At 56.6% G+C, this 16,687-nt stretch carries 17 protein-coding genes and 1 tRNA gene; 8 read left to right on the top strand and 10 right to left on the bottom strand.

What is annotated here, in order from left to right; genetic code table 11:
* Positions 1 to 48: 48 nt before the first annotated feature.
* Entirely contained in the window at positions 49 to 2,808 is a 2,760-nt protein-coding gene (polA, locus tag DFP90_RS18210) for a DNA polymerase I (RefSeq protein WP_115938050.1), read from the top strand.
* Positions 2,809 to 2,939: 131 nt separating this feature from the next.
* The gene (locus DFP90_RS22955) at positions 2,940 to 3,083 is read left to right on the top strand and encodes a hypothetical protein (protein ID WP_181905441.1); all 144 of its coding nucleotides are present in this window, start codon (positions 2,940 to 2,942) and stop codon (positions 3,081 to 3,083) included.
* Here DFP90_RS22955 and DFP90_RS18205 read toward each other — a convergent pair.
* From DFP90_RS18205 to aroA, 6 genes are all read right to left on the bottom strand, one after another.
* Positions 3,068 to 4,018, bottom strand: coding sequence for a glycosyltransferase family 2 protein (locus DFP90_RS18205; RefSeq protein WP_115938048.1), 951 nt, complete (start codon positions 4,016 to 4,018; stop codon positions 3,068 to 3,070). The two genes, DFP90_RS22955 and DFP90_RS18205, sit on opposite strands and share 16 nt — an antisense overlap.
* 22 nt (positions 4,019 to 4,040) lie before the next feature.
* Positions 4,041 to 4,388, bottom strand: coding sequence for a LapA family protein (locus DFP90_RS18200; RefSeq protein WP_115938046.1), 348 nt, complete (start codon positions 4,386 to 4,388; stop codon positions 4,041 to 4,043).
* 74 nt (positions 4,389 to 4,462) lie between these two features.
* Positions 4,463 to 4,741 (bottom strand): integration host factor subunit beta, encoded by a 279-nt coding sequence (gene ihfB, locus DFP90_RS18195; RefSeq protein ID WP_115938044.1) that lies wholly within the window; start codon positions 4,739 to 4,741, stop codon positions 4,463 to 4,465.
* A gap of 325 nt (positions 4,742 to 5,066) precedes the next feature.
* Positions 5,067 to 6,749, bottom strand: coding sequence for a 30S ribosomal protein S1 (gene rpsA / locus DFP90_RS18190; protein ID WP_115938042.1), 1,683 nt, complete (start codon positions 6,747 to 6,749; stop codon positions 5,067 to 5,069).
* A gap of 134 nt (positions 6,750 to 6,883) precedes the next feature.
* Positions 6,884 to 7,534, bottom strand: coding sequence for a (d)CMP kinase (gene cmk / locus DFP90_RS18185; RefSeq protein ID WP_115938040.1), 651 nt, complete (start codon positions 7,532 to 7,534; stop codon positions 6,884 to 6,886).
* Between the two features lie 30 nt (positions 7,535 to 7,564).
* Positions 7,565 to 8,890 (bottom strand): 3-phosphoshikimate 1-carboxyvinyltransferase, encoded by a 1,326-nt coding sequence (gene aroA / locus DFP90_RS18180; RefSeq protein WP_115938038.1) that lies wholly within the window; start codon positions 8,888 to 8,890, stop codon positions 7,565 to 7,567.
* Positions 8,891 to 9,207: 317 nt separating this feature from the next.
* Between aroA and DFP90_RS18175 the strand changes: the two genes are divergently transcribed.
* Positions 9,208 to 9,540 carry a TIGR02300 family protein gene (locus DFP90_RS18175; RefSeq protein ID WP_115938036.1) on the top strand — a complete coding sequence of 111 codons (333 nt, stop codon included), beginning with the start codon at positions 9,208 to 9,210 and terminating at the stop codon, positions 9,538 to 9,540.
* A 111-nt stretch (positions 9,541 to 9,651) separates the two neighbouring features.
* Positions 9,652 to 9,727: transfer RNA gene (locus DFP90_RS18170), tRNA-Ala, on the top strand.
* A gap of 50 nt (positions 9,728 to 9,777) precedes the next feature.
* On the opposite strand, the gene DFP90_RS18165 is transcribed toward DFP90_RS18170, so the two are convergent.
* Both DFP90_RS18165 and DFP90_RS18160 read right to left on the bottom strand, forming a co-directional pair.
* Positions 9,778 to 10,239 (bottom strand): thiol-disulfide oxidoreductase DCC family protein, encoded by a 462-nt coding sequence (locus tag DFP90_RS18165; RefSeq protein WP_115938034.1) that lies wholly within the window; start codon positions 10,237 to 10,239, stop codon positions 9,778 to 9,780.
* Positions 10,236 to 10,574 carry a DOPA 4,5-dioxygenase family protein gene (locus tag DFP90_RS18160; protein WP_115938263.1) on the bottom strand — a complete coding sequence of 113 codons (339 nt, stop codon included), beginning with the start codon at positions 10,572 to 10,574 and terminating at the stop codon, positions 10,236 to 10,238. Before DFP90_RS18160 ends, DFP90_RS18165 begins: the two co-directional genes overlap by 4 nt.
* A 178-nt stretch (positions 10,575 to 10,752) precedes the next feature.
* On the opposite strand from DFP90_RS18160, the gene DFP90_RS18155 reads away from it, so the two are divergent.
* The gene (locus DFP90_RS18155) at positions 10,753 to 12,228 is read left to right on the top strand and encodes an AMP nucleosidase (protein WP_115938032.1); all 1,476 of its coding nucleotides are present in this window, start codon (positions 10,753 to 10,755) and stop codon (positions 12,226 to 12,228) included.
* Between the two features lie 76 nt (positions 12,229 to 12,304).
* On the opposite strand, the gene DFP90_RS18150 is transcribed toward DFP90_RS18155, so the two are convergent.
* Complete coding sequence (locus tag DFP90_RS18150; protein WP_115938030.1) at positions 12,305 to 13,132, bottom strand: choice-of-anchor A family protein; 828 nt, start codon at positions 13,130 to 13,132, stop codon at positions 12,305 to 12,307.
* A gap of 80 nt (positions 13,133 to 13,212) precedes the next feature.
* On the opposite strand from DFP90_RS18150, the gene DFP90_RS18145 reads away from it, so the two are divergent.
* Both DFP90_RS18145 and DFP90_RS18140 read left to right on the top strand, forming a co-directional pair.
* Complete coding sequence (locus DFP90_RS18145) at positions 13,213 to 13,419, top strand: hypothetical protein (RefSeq protein WP_147301054.1); 207 nt, start codon at positions 13,213 to 13,215, stop codon at positions 13,417 to 13,419.
* Positions 13,420 to 13,532: 113 nt separating this feature from the next.
* On the top strand, positions 13,533 to 14,039 hold the full coding sequence (locus DFP90_RS18140; protein WP_115938026.1) for a DUF1579 domain-containing protein: 507 nt from the start codon (positions 13,533 to 13,535) through the stop codon (positions 14,037 to 14,039).
* Positions 14,040 to 14,074: 35 nt separating this feature from the next.
* Here the strand turns inward: DFP90_RS18140 and DFP90_RS18135 are convergent, their stop codons facing one another.
* Positions 14,075 to 15,292, bottom strand: coding sequence for an ROK family transcriptional regulator (locus DFP90_RS18135; RefSeq protein ID WP_181905440.1), 1,218 nt, complete (start codon positions 15,290 to 15,292; stop codon positions 14,075 to 14,077).
* Positions 15,293 to 15,431: 139 nt separating this feature from the next.
* Between DFP90_RS18135 and DFP90_RS18130 the strand changes: the two genes are divergently transcribed.
* Positions 15,432 to 16,676 carry an extracellular solute-binding protein gene (locus DFP90_RS18130; protein WP_115938022.1) on the top strand — a complete coding sequence of 415 codons (1,245 nt, stop codon included), beginning with the start codon at positions 15,432 to 15,434 and terminating at the stop codon, positions 16,674 to 16,676.
* Positions 16,677 to 16,687: the final 11 nt, after the last annotated feature.

Genomic DNA, 16,687 nt, shown 5'->3' with positions numbered 1-16,687 from the left:
CCTGATCGCCTTCTGACCTTCACTCTGATCTAACAAGGCTGCAAATCCATGTCGGCACCGCGTCACGTCTACCTTATTGACGGCTCCAGCTATATTTTCCGCGCTTTCTTCGGCCTGCCGCCGATGAACCGGCCGGATGGCACGCCGACCAACGCGGTTTTCGGTTTTTGCACCATGGTGTTCAAACTGGTGGAGGAAACGGATGCGGATTATGTCGGCGTGATTTTTGACAAGGCCCGGCAAAGTTTCCGTAACGATATTTATCCTGACTATAAATCCCACCGTCCGCCGGCACCGGAGGATCTGGTGCCGCAATTTCCCCTGATCCGTGAGGCGGTCGAAGCCTTCAACCTGCCCGGTATCGATATGGATGGGTTCGAGGCAGACGATCTGATTGCGACCTATGCCAGGCAGGCCCGCGAAGCCGGAGCGGAAGTGACCATCGTATCTTCCGATAAGGATCTGATGCAGCTGGTCGGCGACGGGATCAATATGTGGGACCCGATGAAGAATAAGACCATCGGGCCGGACGAGGTGCGGGAGAAGTTTGGTGTCGGCCCGGAACGGGTGGTCGACGTCCAGGCGCTGGCAGGCGATACGGCTGATAATGTGCCGGGTGTCGAGGGGATCGGCATCAAGACCGCAGCCCAGTTGATCAATGAATATGGTGATCTGGAAACCCTTTTAGAGCGAGCGGGTGAGATTAAACAGCCCAAACGCCGGGAACGGCTGACCGGCCAAGCGGATATGGCCCGCGTATCCAAAGAGCTGGTGACCCTGCGCCAGGATATCGAGGTTGAAACGCCACTGACCGGGCTGGAACGCCGTGAGATCGATCATGGGAAATTGCTGACCTTCCTGAAAGAGCAAGGGTTCAAACGCCTGATCGCAAAATTTGAGGCGGAAGAGGCAGCTTTGAACGGGGATGCAGGGGATGGCGCGCCCAAGGTGCCGGAAAAAACCGACTATCAGCTGGTCCAGAAAGAAGAGGATCTGATCCGCTGGGTCCGTGAGGCGACATTGAAGGGCACCGTGGCGGTGGATACGGAAACCACCAGCGTCGACCAGAACCGGGCGGAGCTGGTCGGGGTTTCTTTATGCGTGGAGGCAGGCACGGCCTGCTATATCCCGCTGGCCCATAAATCGACCGCGGCCCAGGGGGATTTGCTGGGGGGTGGCGAAGAAGCGCCGGAACAGATCCCTTTTGCCCGGGCGATTGAAATCCTGAAACCCATGCTGGAAGATCCGTCTGTTTTGAAAATCGGGCAGAATATCAAATATGATATGACCGTTCTGGCCCGTAACGGGATCAATGTGGCCCCCATCGACGATACCATGCTGATCAGTTTCGTGCTGGAAGGCGGTTCCCACGGCCATGGCATGGACGAGTTGTCCGAGCTTCATCTCGATATCAAGCCGATCAAGTTTGAAGAAGTGGCGGGTAAGGGGAAATCCCAGGTCACTTTTGATTATGTGGATCTGGACAAGGCCCGTGACTATGCGGCGGAAGATGCCGATATCACCTTGCGCCTCTGGCAGAAACTGAAGCCTGAGCTTCTTTCCGAACGCCTCTCCACCATTTATGAAACCATAGAGCGGCCGCTGGCACCGGTGCTTTCCGCCATGGAGCGGGAAGGCATTTTGGTGGACCCGGCAACGCTGAAACAGCTGTCCGAGGATTTCTCCAAACGGATCGAGGAACTGCAGGGCGAGATCCACGAAATGGCCGGCAAGGAATTTAATGTCGGTTCCCCCAAGCAGCTGGGCGAGGTGCTGTTCGGGGATCTGGGGCTGCCGGGGGGCAAGAAAACCAAGACCGGCGGCTATTCCACCAATGCCGAGGTGCTGGAAGGGCTGGCCCATGAGCACGCCATTGTCGCCAAGATCCTGGAATGGCGGACCCTGTCCAAGCTGCGTTCCACCTATACCGATGCGCTGCTTAAAGACATCAATCCGGAAACCGGACGGGTCCATACCAGCTATATGATGACCGGCGCACAGACCGGGCGGCTGTCTTCAACCGATCCGAACCTGCAGAATATCCCGGTCCGGACGGAAGAAGGGCGCAAGATCCGCGAAGCCTTCATCGCCAAGCCCGGCCATAAGCTGATCAGTCTGGATTATTCGCAGATCGAGCTGCGCCTGGTGGCAGAGATCGCTGGGCTTGAAACCATGCGTGAAGCCTTCCGCAACGATATCGACATTCATGCCATGACCGCGTCAGAGGTGTTCGGCGTGCCGCTTGAAGGCATGGACCCGATTGTGCGCCGCCAGGCCAAGGCGGTGAATTTCGGCATCATCTATGGCATCTCCGCCTTTGGCCTGGCAAACCAGCTGGGCGTCAGCCGGGGCGATGCCAAAGCCTTTATCGAAGCTTATTTTGAGAGATTCTCAGGTATCCGCCGTTTTATGGATGATGTGGTCGAGGGCTGTCGGGCCAAGGGATATGTGGAAACCCTGTTTGGGCGGCGCATCCATCTGGGCTCGATCAATGACAAGAACCCGATGAAGCGCAATTATGCCGAACGGCAGGCGATCAACGCACCGATCCAGGGGACGGCGGCCGATATCATCAAACGCGCCATGATCCGTATTCCGGGAGCCTTGGAAAAGGCCGGGATGACGGATGTCAAAATGCTGCTGCAGGTCCATGATGAATTGATCTTTGAGGCGCCGGAAGATAAGGCGGAAGCCGTTGTGCCGGTGGTGCGCGACATCATGGAAAATGCAGCCAGGCCGGTATATGACCTTTCCGTGCCGTTGGTGGTGGATGGGGGAATCGCCGACAATTGGCGCGAGGCGCACTAAGCGCAGTCTCCAGAGGGGGATCGTTGCAGGTTCGAGATTGCTCTGCCCGAGGAGCCTCAATCCTTTCAGCTAAGCTGTGACTGCTATGGCACGGGGACCGTGAAAATGGCCATTGAACTGTCGGATGATGATTGTTCTTGTTCTGTCTGGAGACCGTTGCTGCAGGCGTTGAAGAGCTTGTCAGCGAATTGCGCAGGGATCATCCGCTGGCCTGGGTTGGTGCGCGCGTCGGTCTTGGAATCGAAGCGCAACGGGTCACCTACAGAAGCGGGTGAATCACCGTCTTTGGCGTGTTCTCAACATCAAATTGAAGCACTGAGAGCAGCATCTGCACGCCGATGATGATCGGCAGGGCCGCGACCATGATGATACCGGTGGGGGTGAGCTGGCCGGTGGCCAGGGCTTCGATCCAATGGATGGTGCCGTAGGCGACGCCAAATGGGAAAAGAAGCAGGCCCAGGACAAGCTGGGCCGAGGCGGCATGGAAGTCCCGCAGGAAATAGTTATAGAGCACACGCTTGCCGAAATTCCGGATATGGCCGCCGAAAAAGCTGCCTATGACCTTGCGGATGTTCAAATTGCTGATCTCGTCGCCGTAAACCGCATCCATCGGGATATCCTGCACCATGGCGCGCACCGTATTCAGGCGGAACAGCATATCGGTTTCAAAGAAATAGCGGTCCGAGAGTTTATCCAGCGGCAGCAGCCGTAAAACCTTTGCATGGATAGCGGTATAGCCGTTATTGGGATCAAATACATGCCAATAGCCGCTGGAAAACTTGTTCATGAAGCTTAGGATCGCGTTTCCAAACAGGCGGATGGCGGGCATATCCTTGATATTATGGGGATCGAAGAAGCGGTTGCCCTTAGTATAGTCGGCCCGACCGGAGAGGATCGGCTCGATAAATTTATGGGCTAGCCTGGGATCCATCTGGCCGTCACCATCGATCTTCAGAATGATCTCTGCGCCCTCTTCCAGAGCTTTTCGATAGCCATGTTTAACGGCACCACCAACACCCAGGTTGCGATCATTGCGCAGGACCACGACCCGGGGATCCCGGTTTTCTTTTTCGATCAGATCACCGCTATGATCGGGGCAATCATCATCGACACAATAGATTCTGGTGAAGCAGTCGGGAATGGCCGCCAGGACATCGAGGACCTGATCGGTGACTTTATAACAGGGAATGACTGCTGCGATCTCAGCCAATGGTCTGCCCCATCATACGCTGTTATTGAGGGGGCAGGACGGTTTTGTCCTGTTGAGGCTTGAGCAGGGCCTGGTCTGGCTTATTTTCGTTGACCTTGCGCTCAAGATCATTGATTTCGCGCGCTTGCTGCTGGCTCTTGCGTTCGGCCTGCCGGGCGCGGCTGCGGGTCCTGCTGGCGCCCACCCAGGTCGTTACGGCCCCAAGTAAGAATCCGATCAGCAAGACGCAAAAAGTAAAAAGTGGCAGATGGGGATCGAACGTCATGGGCAACGGCCACAATTTGAATTCGACCCGTTCCAGATTGGACGCGGCAAAGGAAATTGCCAGCAGGGTCACCGGCAGTGCAACAAGCCAATTGATCAGGCGCATGGGTGAAGCGTTCTACTGTTAAGTCTGAAAACGATATGCCACAAAATACAAGAGCCCCTGAACAGGGGCCATGCTCACTTATTCAACCGTTCGCGCAAAAGCTTCCCGGTCTTGAAGAACGGTACCGCTTTGGCTTCCACGGAAACGGACTCGCCCGTTCTCGGGTTCCGGCCGACGCGTGCATCTCGATGTTTTACGGAAAAAGCACCAAACCCACGCAGTTCCACACGATCACCAGCGGCCAGCGCGGAAGAGATCTCTTCAAAGATGGTTGCGACAATGCGCTCAACATCGCGATGATAGAGATGCGGGTTCTGCTGTGCGATGCGTGCAATCAGTTCCGAACGCGTCATTTTCGAGCCCCCAGATAATGATCCAAAAGGCACCAAAGGGCGCCCGCTCCAATTCTCGCATCTGCCGGGCCATATTCCCGTTAGGCCTAGCTGCCTAGAATGCTTAGATGCCGTAAAAGCTTGCCATTACAATAGTTTCAGGTCAAGGGCTTAAGGGCGATTTGAGGGAAAATTTCAGAATCGGATCAGCAGGTTAGCGCAGATGGTTGGGAATTGGCGGCAGAAAAAGAAACGGGCCGGCAGCTGGGAACAGCTGCCGGCCCGTGGCCGGAACCGCCTGATCAAAGCCCCATGAGGCCGGATCCAGCGGTATATTCCTTAAGCCTTATTCCTTGTCAGTGGCTTTCTCTTTGAGAGCCTTGCCAAGGATATCGCCGAGGGACGCGCCGGAGTCGGAGGAACCATAGTTCGCCATGGCTTCTTTCTCTTCTGCGGTCTCGAATGCCTTGATGGACAGGGTCAGCTTGCGGCTGGCCTTGTCGATGGCGGTGACTTTGGCGTCAACCTTTTCACCCTGGGCAAAACGGTCCGGACGCTGTTCGGAGCGGTCGCGGCTCAGTTCTGCTTTGCGGATGAAGCCGGTCAGACCGTCATTGACGGATACTTCGATGCCGTTTTCGGTCACTTCGGTCACGGTACAGGTTACGATCGCACCACGCTTGATGCCGTCCATGGCTTCTTCGAACGGATCGCTGCTCAGCTGTTTAATGCCGAGGCTGATGCGCTCTTTGGAAACGTCAACATCCAGGACCTTGGCTTTAACGATGTCACCTTTGGCGTATTTCGCCAGGGCTTCTTCCGCGGACAGGTCCCAATCGATGTCGGACATGTGAACCATGCCGTCGATGTCGTCGGTGAGGCCGATGAACAGACCGAATTCGGTGATGTTCTTGATCTCGCCTTCAACTTCAGCGCCAACCGGGTATTTGTCCATGAAGGAATCCCACGGATTGTCAGCGCACTGTTTGATGCCAAGGGAGATGCGGCGCTTGGAAGCGTCCACATCCAGAACCATGACGTCGACTTCCTGGCTGGTGGAAACGATTTTGCCCGGGTGGATGTTTTTCTTCACCCAGCTCATTTCGGACACGTGAACCAGACCTTCGATGCCCGGCTCCAGCTCAACAAAGGCACCGTAATCGGTGATGTTGGTGACGCGGCCGGTGAACTTGCCGTTGATCGGGTATTTCGCGTCAACACCTTCCCACGGATCCGCTTCCAGCTGTTTCATGCCGAGGCTGATACGCTGGGTTTCGGAGTTGAAGCGGATAACCTGTACCTTGACGGTCTCACCAATGTTGAGAGCTTCGGACGGGTGGTTGATGCGCTTCCAGGAGATGTCGGTGACGTGCAGCAGGCCGTCAACGCCGCCCAGGTCAACGAAGGCACCGTAATCGGTGATGTTCTTGACCAGGCCTTCGAGAACCTGACCTTCTTCCAGGTTCTTGATCAACTCGCCACGCTGTTCCGCGCGGGTCTCTTCCAGAACAGCACGACGGGACACAACGATGTTGCCGCGGCTGCGGTCCATTTTCAGGATCTGGAACGGCTGCGGGTTACCCATCAGCGGGGTGATGTCGCGCACGGGGCGGATATCAACCTGGGAACCCGGCAGGAAGGCAACGGCACCGTTGAGGTCAACGGTGAAGCCACCTTTGACGCGGCCGAAGATAACGCCGTTAACGCGCTCATTGGCGTTGAACTGTTCTTCCAGCAGTTTCCAGGCTTCTTCGCGCTTGGCTTTGTCACGGGACAGCATCGCTTCGCCGTTACGGTCTTCGAGGCGCTCGATGTAGACTTCAACCGTGTCGCCGGCTTTCAGTTCTGCCGGCTGGCCAGGTGCGGGGGCAAATTCTTTCAGTGCAACGCGGCCTTCGGCTTTCAGGCCAACGTCGATCAGGGCATGGTCGCTATCAACGGAGATAACGGTGCCTTTTACTACTGTGCCTTCCAGGCTGTCATTCGCGCCCAGAGACTCTTCAAGGAGGGCTGCAAAGCTCTCAGTCATTGTTAATAAACCTTTCGATATTCAGTTTTATCCGGCCGTCCGGTTGTTTCCGGCGGTCTCACCTCATTCATGATGTCAGCGTGTTGAGGCTCTGACGCTGGCATTTAAACTCCCAGGAGTTTCCGTTCTGAAAATTAATCCCGTGCGCTTGCCGAATAGATCGGTTGGATGATTTCTACTGCTTTATCAAAGGCTTCGTCAGCATTCATCTGCGAAGTATCAATGACAGTGGCATCATCCGCGGGTTTCAGCGGGGCAACCGCCCGGCTGCTGTCCCTTGCGTCACGTTCCTTCAAATCTGCCAGAACGCGCTCGTATATAGAGGTTTCTCCCCGATCTAGCAACTCTTTGTGTCGCCGATTCGCCCGTTCTTCCACGCTGGCGGTGACAAAAAGCTTCGCTTCTGCTTCCGGGCAGACCACGGTGCCGATATCGCGGCCATCGAGAATAGCCCCTGCCTTGCCGCCCGGCGGGTGGGCTGCGAGGGTCTTTTGGAAATCCAGAAGGGCGGCGCGCACGGACTGGATTGCGGCAACCTTGGAAGCGGCCTGTGCGGCATCATCGCCTTTCAGGTCCGGGTCATCCAGCTGTGCCGGATCAAGGTTCTGTGCCACATCCAGGGCCTGATCCTCGTCTTCCGGATCACCGCCGATGCGCAAGACGCCGAGCCCGACCGCGCGATAAAGCTTGCCCGTATCCAGATAGGCAAAATCGAAATACTCAGCAAGGCGGCGGGCAAGGGTGCCCTTGCCGCTGGCGGCGGGTCCGTCGATGGCGATGATCATGGTCTCTCGTCCTTTGTTGCTCGGTTCGCCTCAAAGAGGCGCAATATCTGCGCCCAAACCCGTCATCAATTCCAGGAAATTGGGGAAACTGGTCTCGATCGGCTGGCCGTCGTCGATGGTGACCGGTTTTTCGGAGACCAACCCCATGACCAGGAAGGACATGGAGATGCGGTGATCCAGATGAGTGGTGACAGTGCCGCCGCCCGGGATCTTGCCGCCGGTGCCATGGACGATCATCCAATCCTCGCCTTCTTCCACCGTGATGCCGTTGGCGCGCAGGCCTTCGGCGACAACTGCCAGGCGGTCGGATTCCTTCACCCTTAATTCGCCGATGCCGCGCATAACGGTCTTGCCGCTGGCCTGTGCGGCGGCGACGGCCAAAACCGGATATTCATCAATCATGGAGGGCGCGCGCTCTTCCGGCACTTCAATGCCGGTGAGCTGTGCGTGGCGGATGGTGATGTCGGCAACCGGTTCGCCGCCTTCGATCCGCTCGTTGGAAAGAGTTAGGTCGGCGCCCATATCCTTGAGGGTTTGGAAAATGCCGGACCGGGTCGGGTTCATGCCAATCGCCGGCAGCACCACCTCGGAACCGGGCGTGATGGCGGCCGCCACCGCCGGGAAGGCGGCCGAAGACGGGTCGCTCGGCACCACCAGATCGGCCGCGGTTAGTTCCGGTTGGCCGGTGACGGTGATTTTATTGCCGCCGCCTTCGATCGGTTCGACGGTGATTTCCCCGCCGAAATGGGTCAGCATGCGTTCGGTGTGATCCCGGGTCGGCTTATTCTCTATCACAGTGGTTTTGCCACGGGCGCTCAAACCGGCCAGCAGGACAGCGGATTTCACCTGGGCCGATGCCATGGGCAATTCATAGGTGATCGGCAAAACATCGGCCGCGCCCCGCACCATCAGGGGTAGGCGCCCGCCCGCCCGGCTCTCGAAAGTCGCACCCATTTCGGAGAGCGGGTTGATTACCCGGCCCATGGGTCTCTTGCGCAAGGAATCGTCCCCGGTCAGGAAGCAGGTGATGTCATGACCGGCCAGAATGCCGAGGATCAGCCGGGCCGAGGTGCCGGAATTGCCCATGTCCAGCACATCATCCGGTTCCTGCAGACCGCCGATGCCGACGCCGTCCACGGTCCAGGTGCCATCTTCATGTTTTTCGATTGTCGCGCCCATAGCGCGGAAGGCCGCCGCGGTGGAGAGGACGTCTTCGCCTTCAAGAAGGCCCTTGACCGTTGTGCGCCCAATGGCCATCGAGCCCAGCATGATGGACCGGTGCGAGATCGATTTGTCTCCGGGGACAGTGACGGTACCGGTCAGATTTTGTGATTTTGAAGCACGAAGAAAGGTCAAGGCGGGTGTCTCCGGAGGGCAGAAAATTCATGTGGTCCCTGCGCTTCACATTGGCGCGGGAAGAGAGGCTATTATCATGACTGAACGATGTGGGAAAGGCATCTCAGGATAATATGCGTGCAAAAAAATGGAGGAATCGTCAAAATGCTTTTGACAGAGGGGGGCCATTTTCGCTATTGCCCTGCAACGTGTTTATTCACCAGGTCGCCTTGGTCGGCCCGAAGGCGTGAGACCAGCCGTTTTTATTAGATGGTGCATGGCTGGCGCGCGGCTGACCGAAACCTGGATGGCTTAAGAGATATCCGAGGAGAGTTCCTGTGGCGAAACCCGAATGGGGCCTGAAGCGCACCTGCCTGAGCTGTGGTGCTAAATTTTACGATTTGCAGCGTAATCCGATTGACTGCCCGAAATGCGATTCCCCGTTTGATCCGGAAGCGGCCATCAAACTGAAGCGCGGTCGAAGTGTTATGTCCGAGGGTGCCAAGCCTGCGAAGGAAGCGGACAGCGGCGACGTTGAATTGCTGGAAACCGACGATGATGCCATCGATGATTCCGATGACGATATCCTGGAGGATACCAGCGATCTCGACAATGATGATGGTGTTGCAGTTGTGGCTTCCGATAAGGATGGCGACGGCGACGAGACCTAAAAAAGTGGCATAGGTCATAAAAATGTAGCCTTGGGCAATTTTTCCTCTTGCAAGTCGGAAATGGGTGCGTATAAAAAGCGCCACCGACGGCAAGATGAAGCCGAAGGCAAAGGGGCCATAGCTCAGCTGGGAGAGCGCTTCGCTGGCAGCGAAGAGGTCAGGAGTTCGATCCTCCTTGGCTCCACCATCAAAACCCGCAGGGAAACCTGCGGGTTTTGTTTTTTCTACCCTTTGGTATTACAGGCCGAGGAACCGGGCCTTCTCTTTTTCGCTTGGCAGTAAACATTGTTCCAGGCGACCACGCAGTTTGAATCGGTTGCGGGCGATCAGTTCATAGAGCCAGTCACGTGCCGGCAGCGGCAGCAGCCGGAAGATGACGGCCAGGGACCAGGGACAGCCCAGGCCTTCCGCCATGCGGATTGATCCTTCCGATTTAAACCATCCCATGCCGTTTTCAATCAGGATGTTGGTTTCGTAATGTTCCGGGTCCAGGCCGTAATGGACATAGAGCGCTCGGCCCAGATCCGTCTGGGCGGCCAGCAGGCGGAACCGGCCCTCCCGGTCATGTTTCAGAACAAAGCGCGCCCAGTCCGAGCAAAAGGCGCAATGCCCGTCAAAGATGATGATGGGCTTGCCATCGGGAAAGTCCGGCACGTCAGGGTCCTGCCGGTAGGAATAGGGTGCGCGTTCCGTGGTCATGCGCCAAACATCTCCAGCTTCAATGTCTCTTCCCGGCCCAGCCAGCAGGCTAGGTCACGATGATCGGCCAGATCATCCCCGGTCAGTGGATGCAAAAATATGGTCAGCGACCCGCGATTGGCCATCAGCCAGGGTATCAGGGTGCCAAATGCCTCCAGGGGGAAGGCGATCTGGCAGCTCCATTTCGGATGGGGCCCCACCTCCCGTTCGTGAAACCGGCCGATCTCCAGATCGGGAAAGGCGGCGGCCACCTGCTCCCGCAGGGTCAAGGCGGCCTCCCGGCTGTCCTGGTCGAAATAGATATGGGCGTGATAGGCAGAGGCCGGGTCGGTCATGAAACTGGAACTTTCCTGTGGAACCATGGGGGTAGGCTGACGGCTGTCGGGGGGGGAAGTCAATCCCGGCAGGCGGAGGATCATTCTATTGTTCCCTACTGATTTCGAAGGTTGTAACGCCCTGCCAAGTAAGACAGAATGCGGGGTCACAATAACAACAAAAATAAGGTGACATATCATGCCAGGAACTGGCCACGGCAACGCCCGTAATCTCACGGAATTTACCGATCCGGATTCTGCTTTTGCAGAGATCAAACGCCTCTATGAAACAGAGGTGGAGAAGATCCATCGCGCCTTTGATGAGTTTTCCAAAGGCAACCGGGAAATTGAGCCGGTGGAGGCCTATTATCCGTATTTGGGCCTGCGGGTGGATAACCCGCATCCGGCCCATGATCTGAACATGTCTTATGGAACGCTCTCTTTCCCGGGGCATTACGGCGCAACCCTGACCCAGCCGGACATGTTCACCGGCTATTTGAAAAAACAAATCGCGCTGTTGATGAAAAGCCATGGTACATCCGTGGTGATCGGCATATCCGATCGGCCGATCCCGCTGCCTTTTGTGATCGAGCATGCGACCGCGGATGTGACCTCCGATGATGTGAAGGATCTTCAACGCATTTTCACCATGCCGGACCTGGCGGATATTGATGATTCCATTGCCAACGGCACGTTTGAACCCAAACCGGGCTATCCTTTCCCGTTGTCGCTTTTTTCTGCGGTCCGGGTTGATCTGAGCTGCATGCGGCTTGCGCACTACACGGCAACCCATGCCAGCCATTTCCAGCGATTCGTGCTATTCACCAACTATCAGCGCTATGTGGATGAATTCATTAAATACAGCCGCGATCAGGTGGAGAATGGCGATGAATATGAAGCCTTTGTTGAACCTGGTGATGTGATCACGCCGAACCCGCGCTATTCCGATGAAAAGCCGTCGGGCAGGCCGCTGGATCACTTGCCGCAGATGCCGGCTTATCACCTGAAACGGTCGGATCGGGACGGTATTACGTTGGTTAATATCGGGGTTGGGCCCTCCAACGCCAAGACAATCACCGACCATATCGCTGTCCTGCGCCCCCATTGCTGGCTGATGATCGGCCATTGCGGCGGCCTGCGCCGAACCCAGTCACTGGGGGATTACGTGCTGGCCCATGCCTATATGCGTGAAGACCATGTGCTGGATGACGATCTGCCGACCTGGGTGCCGGTGCCGCCGATCGCCGAAGTGCAGGTGGCCCTGCAACAGGCGGTGGCCAGCGTCACCGGCCTGACCGGTCCGGACCTCAAGATCTCCATGCGTACCGGTACTGTGGCCACCACGGATAACCGGAACTGGGAATTGCAATATTCCGAACTTTCCAAACGGTTCAGCCAGTCCCGCGCTGTGGCGGTGGATATGGAAAGCGCCACCATTGCCGCCAACGGTTTTCGCTTCCGGGTGCCCTATGGCACCTTGCTCTGCGTCTCGGACAAGCCGATGCATGGGGAGATCAAGCTGCGCGGCATGGCCAATGCCTTCTACAAGGAACGGATCAGCCAGCATCTGGATATCTCAATCGAGGCGATCCGCATGCTCCGCGAGCAGGAACAGGGCGTCGACCGGCTGCATTCCCGAAAGCTGAGAAGTTTCTCTGAGCCGGCTTTCCGGTAAAAACGCAGGGATGGAGGCAATAAAAAGCGCGGTCGGAAACCGGCCGCGCTTTTTTCTTACAGAATGTCGCTTTGATTTAGCGGGACCGGCGGATCGTTCCAACGCCGGCAATGGCGATCAACATCAGGCCGATCATGGCCGGTGCCGGTACATCAACAACCGAGGGCGGGCGCACAGACTGCAGGTTGCCCTGCATGGCGCCGCCCAGGAAGCGGGTGGCTTCAAGGATATTGCCATCGCCCAGCTGGACATAGCTTTCTGGCGCGATGAAGGTGCCAACCGCAATGGCGTTATTCATCTGGATCAGGGATGCTTCCAGGATGTTGAAGGTGACATTGGCGGGCTGCAGACCATTGAGCAGTGCGATTTCCGCCCCGCCATTCATGATGAAACTGCCGCTGACATTAATGACAAATTCAGAGGTTGCGTCACCATCCAGGAACAGGGTCTCGCCGGAGCCCAGTGCGAGGCCGTCCAGATGGAAAACCGAAACACCGCCGCCGGATAAAATGGTGGTATCGGTGATATTGCCCCTATCGCTGCCGGCCATGTTGGCAGCAAAGAGAGAGGCATTTTTCAGATCACTGGTGACCTGATCCCAGTAGCCGCCGGAGCGTGTCTGAACCGCACCGGTGATGCTGGTGCTGGCGTCAAAATGAACGAGGCCGCCATCCACATTGCCGTCAATGGTTGAGCCGGTACCGATCAGTACGCTGTCACGCGCACCGATATTACCGCCGATATCCACTTCGGAACCCAGCACCATGGAGCCGCCCCATGCCGAACCGGTCGCCAGCAGCGTATAGTCATCGGCTGTGCCCAGGTCGATCACGCCGGCCCGAGCAGGCAGTGCTGCCAGAAGGCCGACAGCCAGCAGGCCAAGCGCCCGATAAATGGTTTTCATAATCTCTGTCCCCCGTTGCCCGTCTCATGCGGGCAGGAATTCTGATCGCGACATTTCCATGTCTCCTGACCGGTTTTGATATGAAATTACCGAAAATGCAAGATAAATTCGCGCTATTTCCGGGGGGCAAAATTCCGGTCAAAGCTGCAGAAAACTGCCAATTTCATTGGTTTTGTCAGAAGTTGTTGATTTTTCAACAAACTCGAAAATTGGTATTTATCGAAGAGACGGCAGTCGCCCAAAAAAATTTGTGCGGAAAAAATATCGGTCTGAGCGTTCCTTACTGACAAGACCCTGTCAGCAGGGCGGAGATAGAGTGCGGCCCGTAAAGAAACGAGCAGCTGACGATCCTGATCCGGCAACCGGCGGATAGGGGTATAGATAAAGGGAAGCATTCAAAATGACAGTGGTGCCAGGAACGGAGTTTGATTTTCTGCATGGTCAATGGGAGGTCGCACATCGGCGGCTGAAAACCCGTCTGGCCGGAGCGGATGACTGGCAGGAATTTGGCGGGTGTGTCGCTGTCTGGCCGACCTTGGGCGGGATAGGCAATGTGGATGATAATCTCTTGGCGCTGCCCGAGGGGGATTACCGCGCCATGTCGGTGCGCAGTTTTGACCAAAGAAGCGGGGAGTGGGCGATCTGGTGGCTGGACGGACGGTCCCCCCACGGCATGGATGTGCCGGTCGTCGGCCGATTTGAAGGGGGCGAGGGGATCTTTCTGGCGGAAGATGTTTTCGAAGGCCGCCCGATCAAGGTCCGGTTCCGCTGGCGGAGCATGGAAACCCCGACCCCGGTATGGGAGCAGGCCTTTTCAGCGGATGGAGGAAAGAGTTGGGAGGTGAACTGGACCATGACGTTCCGCCGGACGCCGGATCGCCATGATTGCAATAATGCACTAACCTGACCTTCTGGCCGAAGTGGGGAGGTGGGGGCTTGTGATCAGGTCGGCCCCGGGTTGAACTCATTGAAAATCGGGACGCTGGCAGCACCTTGGGCCGGCGCGGAAGGGGCGCTTCTGCCGAGCTGGATATGAGGTTCTCCGGAACCTTGCCCGGATCCCTGTAGGGTGGTCACTGATGGCAGGGGGGGTAACAACTCTGCCATCAGCGCTTCCGCCAGTTTGGATGGCAACAGGCCACCGATGAAAACGGCTTCGGGATCCAGGGTGCTTTCCAGAGCCAGAATGCCCATTCTCAGCTTTTCGGCGGCATCCTTCAACCAGGCCTTCACGGCGGGGTCATTGTCGTTGAGCCTTTGTTCCAATTTGGCCAGGCTGTCTGGATCGTCTTCCGCCTCGCCAATGGCTTCGTAGGCGGCACGCAGGGAAACGTAGCGTTCCAGACATCCTCTGTTGCCGCATTCGCAGATTTTGCCGCCCGGTTCCACGATGATATGGCCGATCTCGCCCGCCGCGCCGCGCAGCCCCCGGTAAATTTGTCCGTTGATGAACAGGCCGGCCCCCAGGCCCATGCCGATGAAAATATAAATGAAATTGTCGTTGTTGCGGCCTGCGCCATGCAGCCGTTCGGCGATTGCGGCGGCATTAGCATCATTTTCCACTATCACCGGGAGGCCGCTGCGTTCGCTCAGCCGTTCAGCCACGGGAAACTCGACCCAGCCCGGGCCGATGCCGGTCGGGCCGCTGACACAAAAGGGACCTGGAATTGCCACCCCGACCCCGAATACCCGTTCGCGGGCGACATCGCTTTCGATCAAAAGCCGGTCGATGATCTCGGACAATATGATGACGCCGTCATTCGGGGAAGGGCGCGCAATCTGTTTTTTGATCTGGTGGCATTCCTGACCGGACAGGTTGACCAATGTGGCGAGTGCCATCTGATAATCCACCTGAATGCCAATGGAATAGCCACCGTTTGGGTTGAGGCTGTATGGCCTTGCCGGCTGACCGCGTTTGGCTTTTTGCGGCGCGCCGGCCACCAGAAGGCCACGTGCTTCCAATTCGCCGACGAGGTTGGAGATGGTTTGTGCGGAAAGCCCGGTGATCCGGGTGATTTCAGCGCGGGTCAACGCATCGTGGCGGCGCACGGCATCGATGACCGCGCGGAGATTATGTTCCTTGGCAAAGCCCAGATTTGTACCGGAAACACCCTGCATGAAAGACCTGTTTTGTCCCGGTTTCGAGATTCTTGTTGTCATCAAAAACTTCCGCGCTATATTAATTAAATCAAATTGAATTAATAAATGAGTCTCGACTAAAACTGCCACAGACAGTGATAAGATACAAACATAAGAGTGATTTGTCGGGTGGCGCAAACCTTGAAACAGGGAGGTTACAATGAAACTGGGAAATAAATGGCTGGCTGCCGCTTTGGGAAGCCTGGTGTTTTCTGGCGCTGCCTTGGGGGCGGACACCCAATTGAGCGCCTTGTTCATGGCCCAGGCGGCCTATAGTGAGCAAGATATCGAACAGATGACAGAAGCTTTCGAAGCGGCAAACCCCGGTACTGATGTCAAATTGGAGTTTGTGCCCTACGAGGCGCTGCATGACAAAATCGTTTTATCCCACAACGCTGCGGATGGTTACGATGTTGTTCTGTTTGATGTCATCTGGCCGGCGGAATTTGCCCGATATGGGCTGCTGGAGAATGTCAGTGACAAGATTGACAGCACGACCAAGGGGAAAATCCTGGAGGGGGCATGGTCTACTGTAGAATATGATGGGCAGTATTATGGCATGCCCTGGATCGTGGATACCAAATATCTGTTCTATAACGAAGCCATGTTGAAAAAGGCGGGAATCGATAGTCCGCCGGCGACCTGGGGCGAGCTGGTTCAGCAGGCGAAAACCCTGAAGGAAAAAGGGGTTGTGGAATATCCACTGGTTTGGAGCTGGTCGCAATCCGAAGCCGTCATTTGTGATTACACCACCTTGTTGTCTGCAATGGGCGGGGAATTTCTGGATGATAAGAAGAACCCAGTCTTTCATTCTGGCGGCGGGTTAAAGGCGTTGGAATATATGGTGGACAGTATCAAGGCGGGCTTAACCAATCCCAACTCCAGGGAATATTCCGAAGAAGATGTGCGCCGCACCTTTTCCAGCGGTCAGGCGGCGTTCGCCCTCAACTGGACCTATATGTACAGCCTTGCCAACAATCCGGAGGAATCATCGGTTGCCGGCCAGGTTCGGATCGCGCCTGCTTTGGGGGAGGCCGATATCAGCAAAGCGTCTGCGGTCAATGGGTCCATGGGGCTGGGTATTCCGGTCAACAGCAAACACAAGGACCTGGCCTGGAAATATATCCAGCATCTGACCTCAATGCCTGTGCAGGAAGACTTTGCCCGTCTGAGCCTGCCGGTATGGAAGGCGTCCTATGATAATCCTGAAATCGCCAAGGGCCAGGAAGAGCTGCTGGTTGCTGCCAAGGTTGGTTTGGCGGCCATGTATCCGCGTCCGACCAAGGCGTCTTATCAGGAAATGTCCGCTGCATTACAATTGGCCATTCAAAACGCCCTGCTTGGAAATCAATCCCCCGAAGATGCTTTGCGGGAAGCGGCTGAAACTGTTGCCAATCTCGACTAAGGGCAAAATGA

The organism is Aestuariispira insulae (assembly GCF_003385955.1).
GTDB classification, from domain to species: domain Bacteria; phylum Pseudomonadota; class Alphaproteobacteria; order UBA8366; family Aestuariispiraceae; genus Aestuariispira; species Aestuariispira insulae.
The sequence above is the reverse complement of the archived record's forward strand: the minus strand, read 5'-3'. Positions and strand labels throughout refer to the sequence as shown.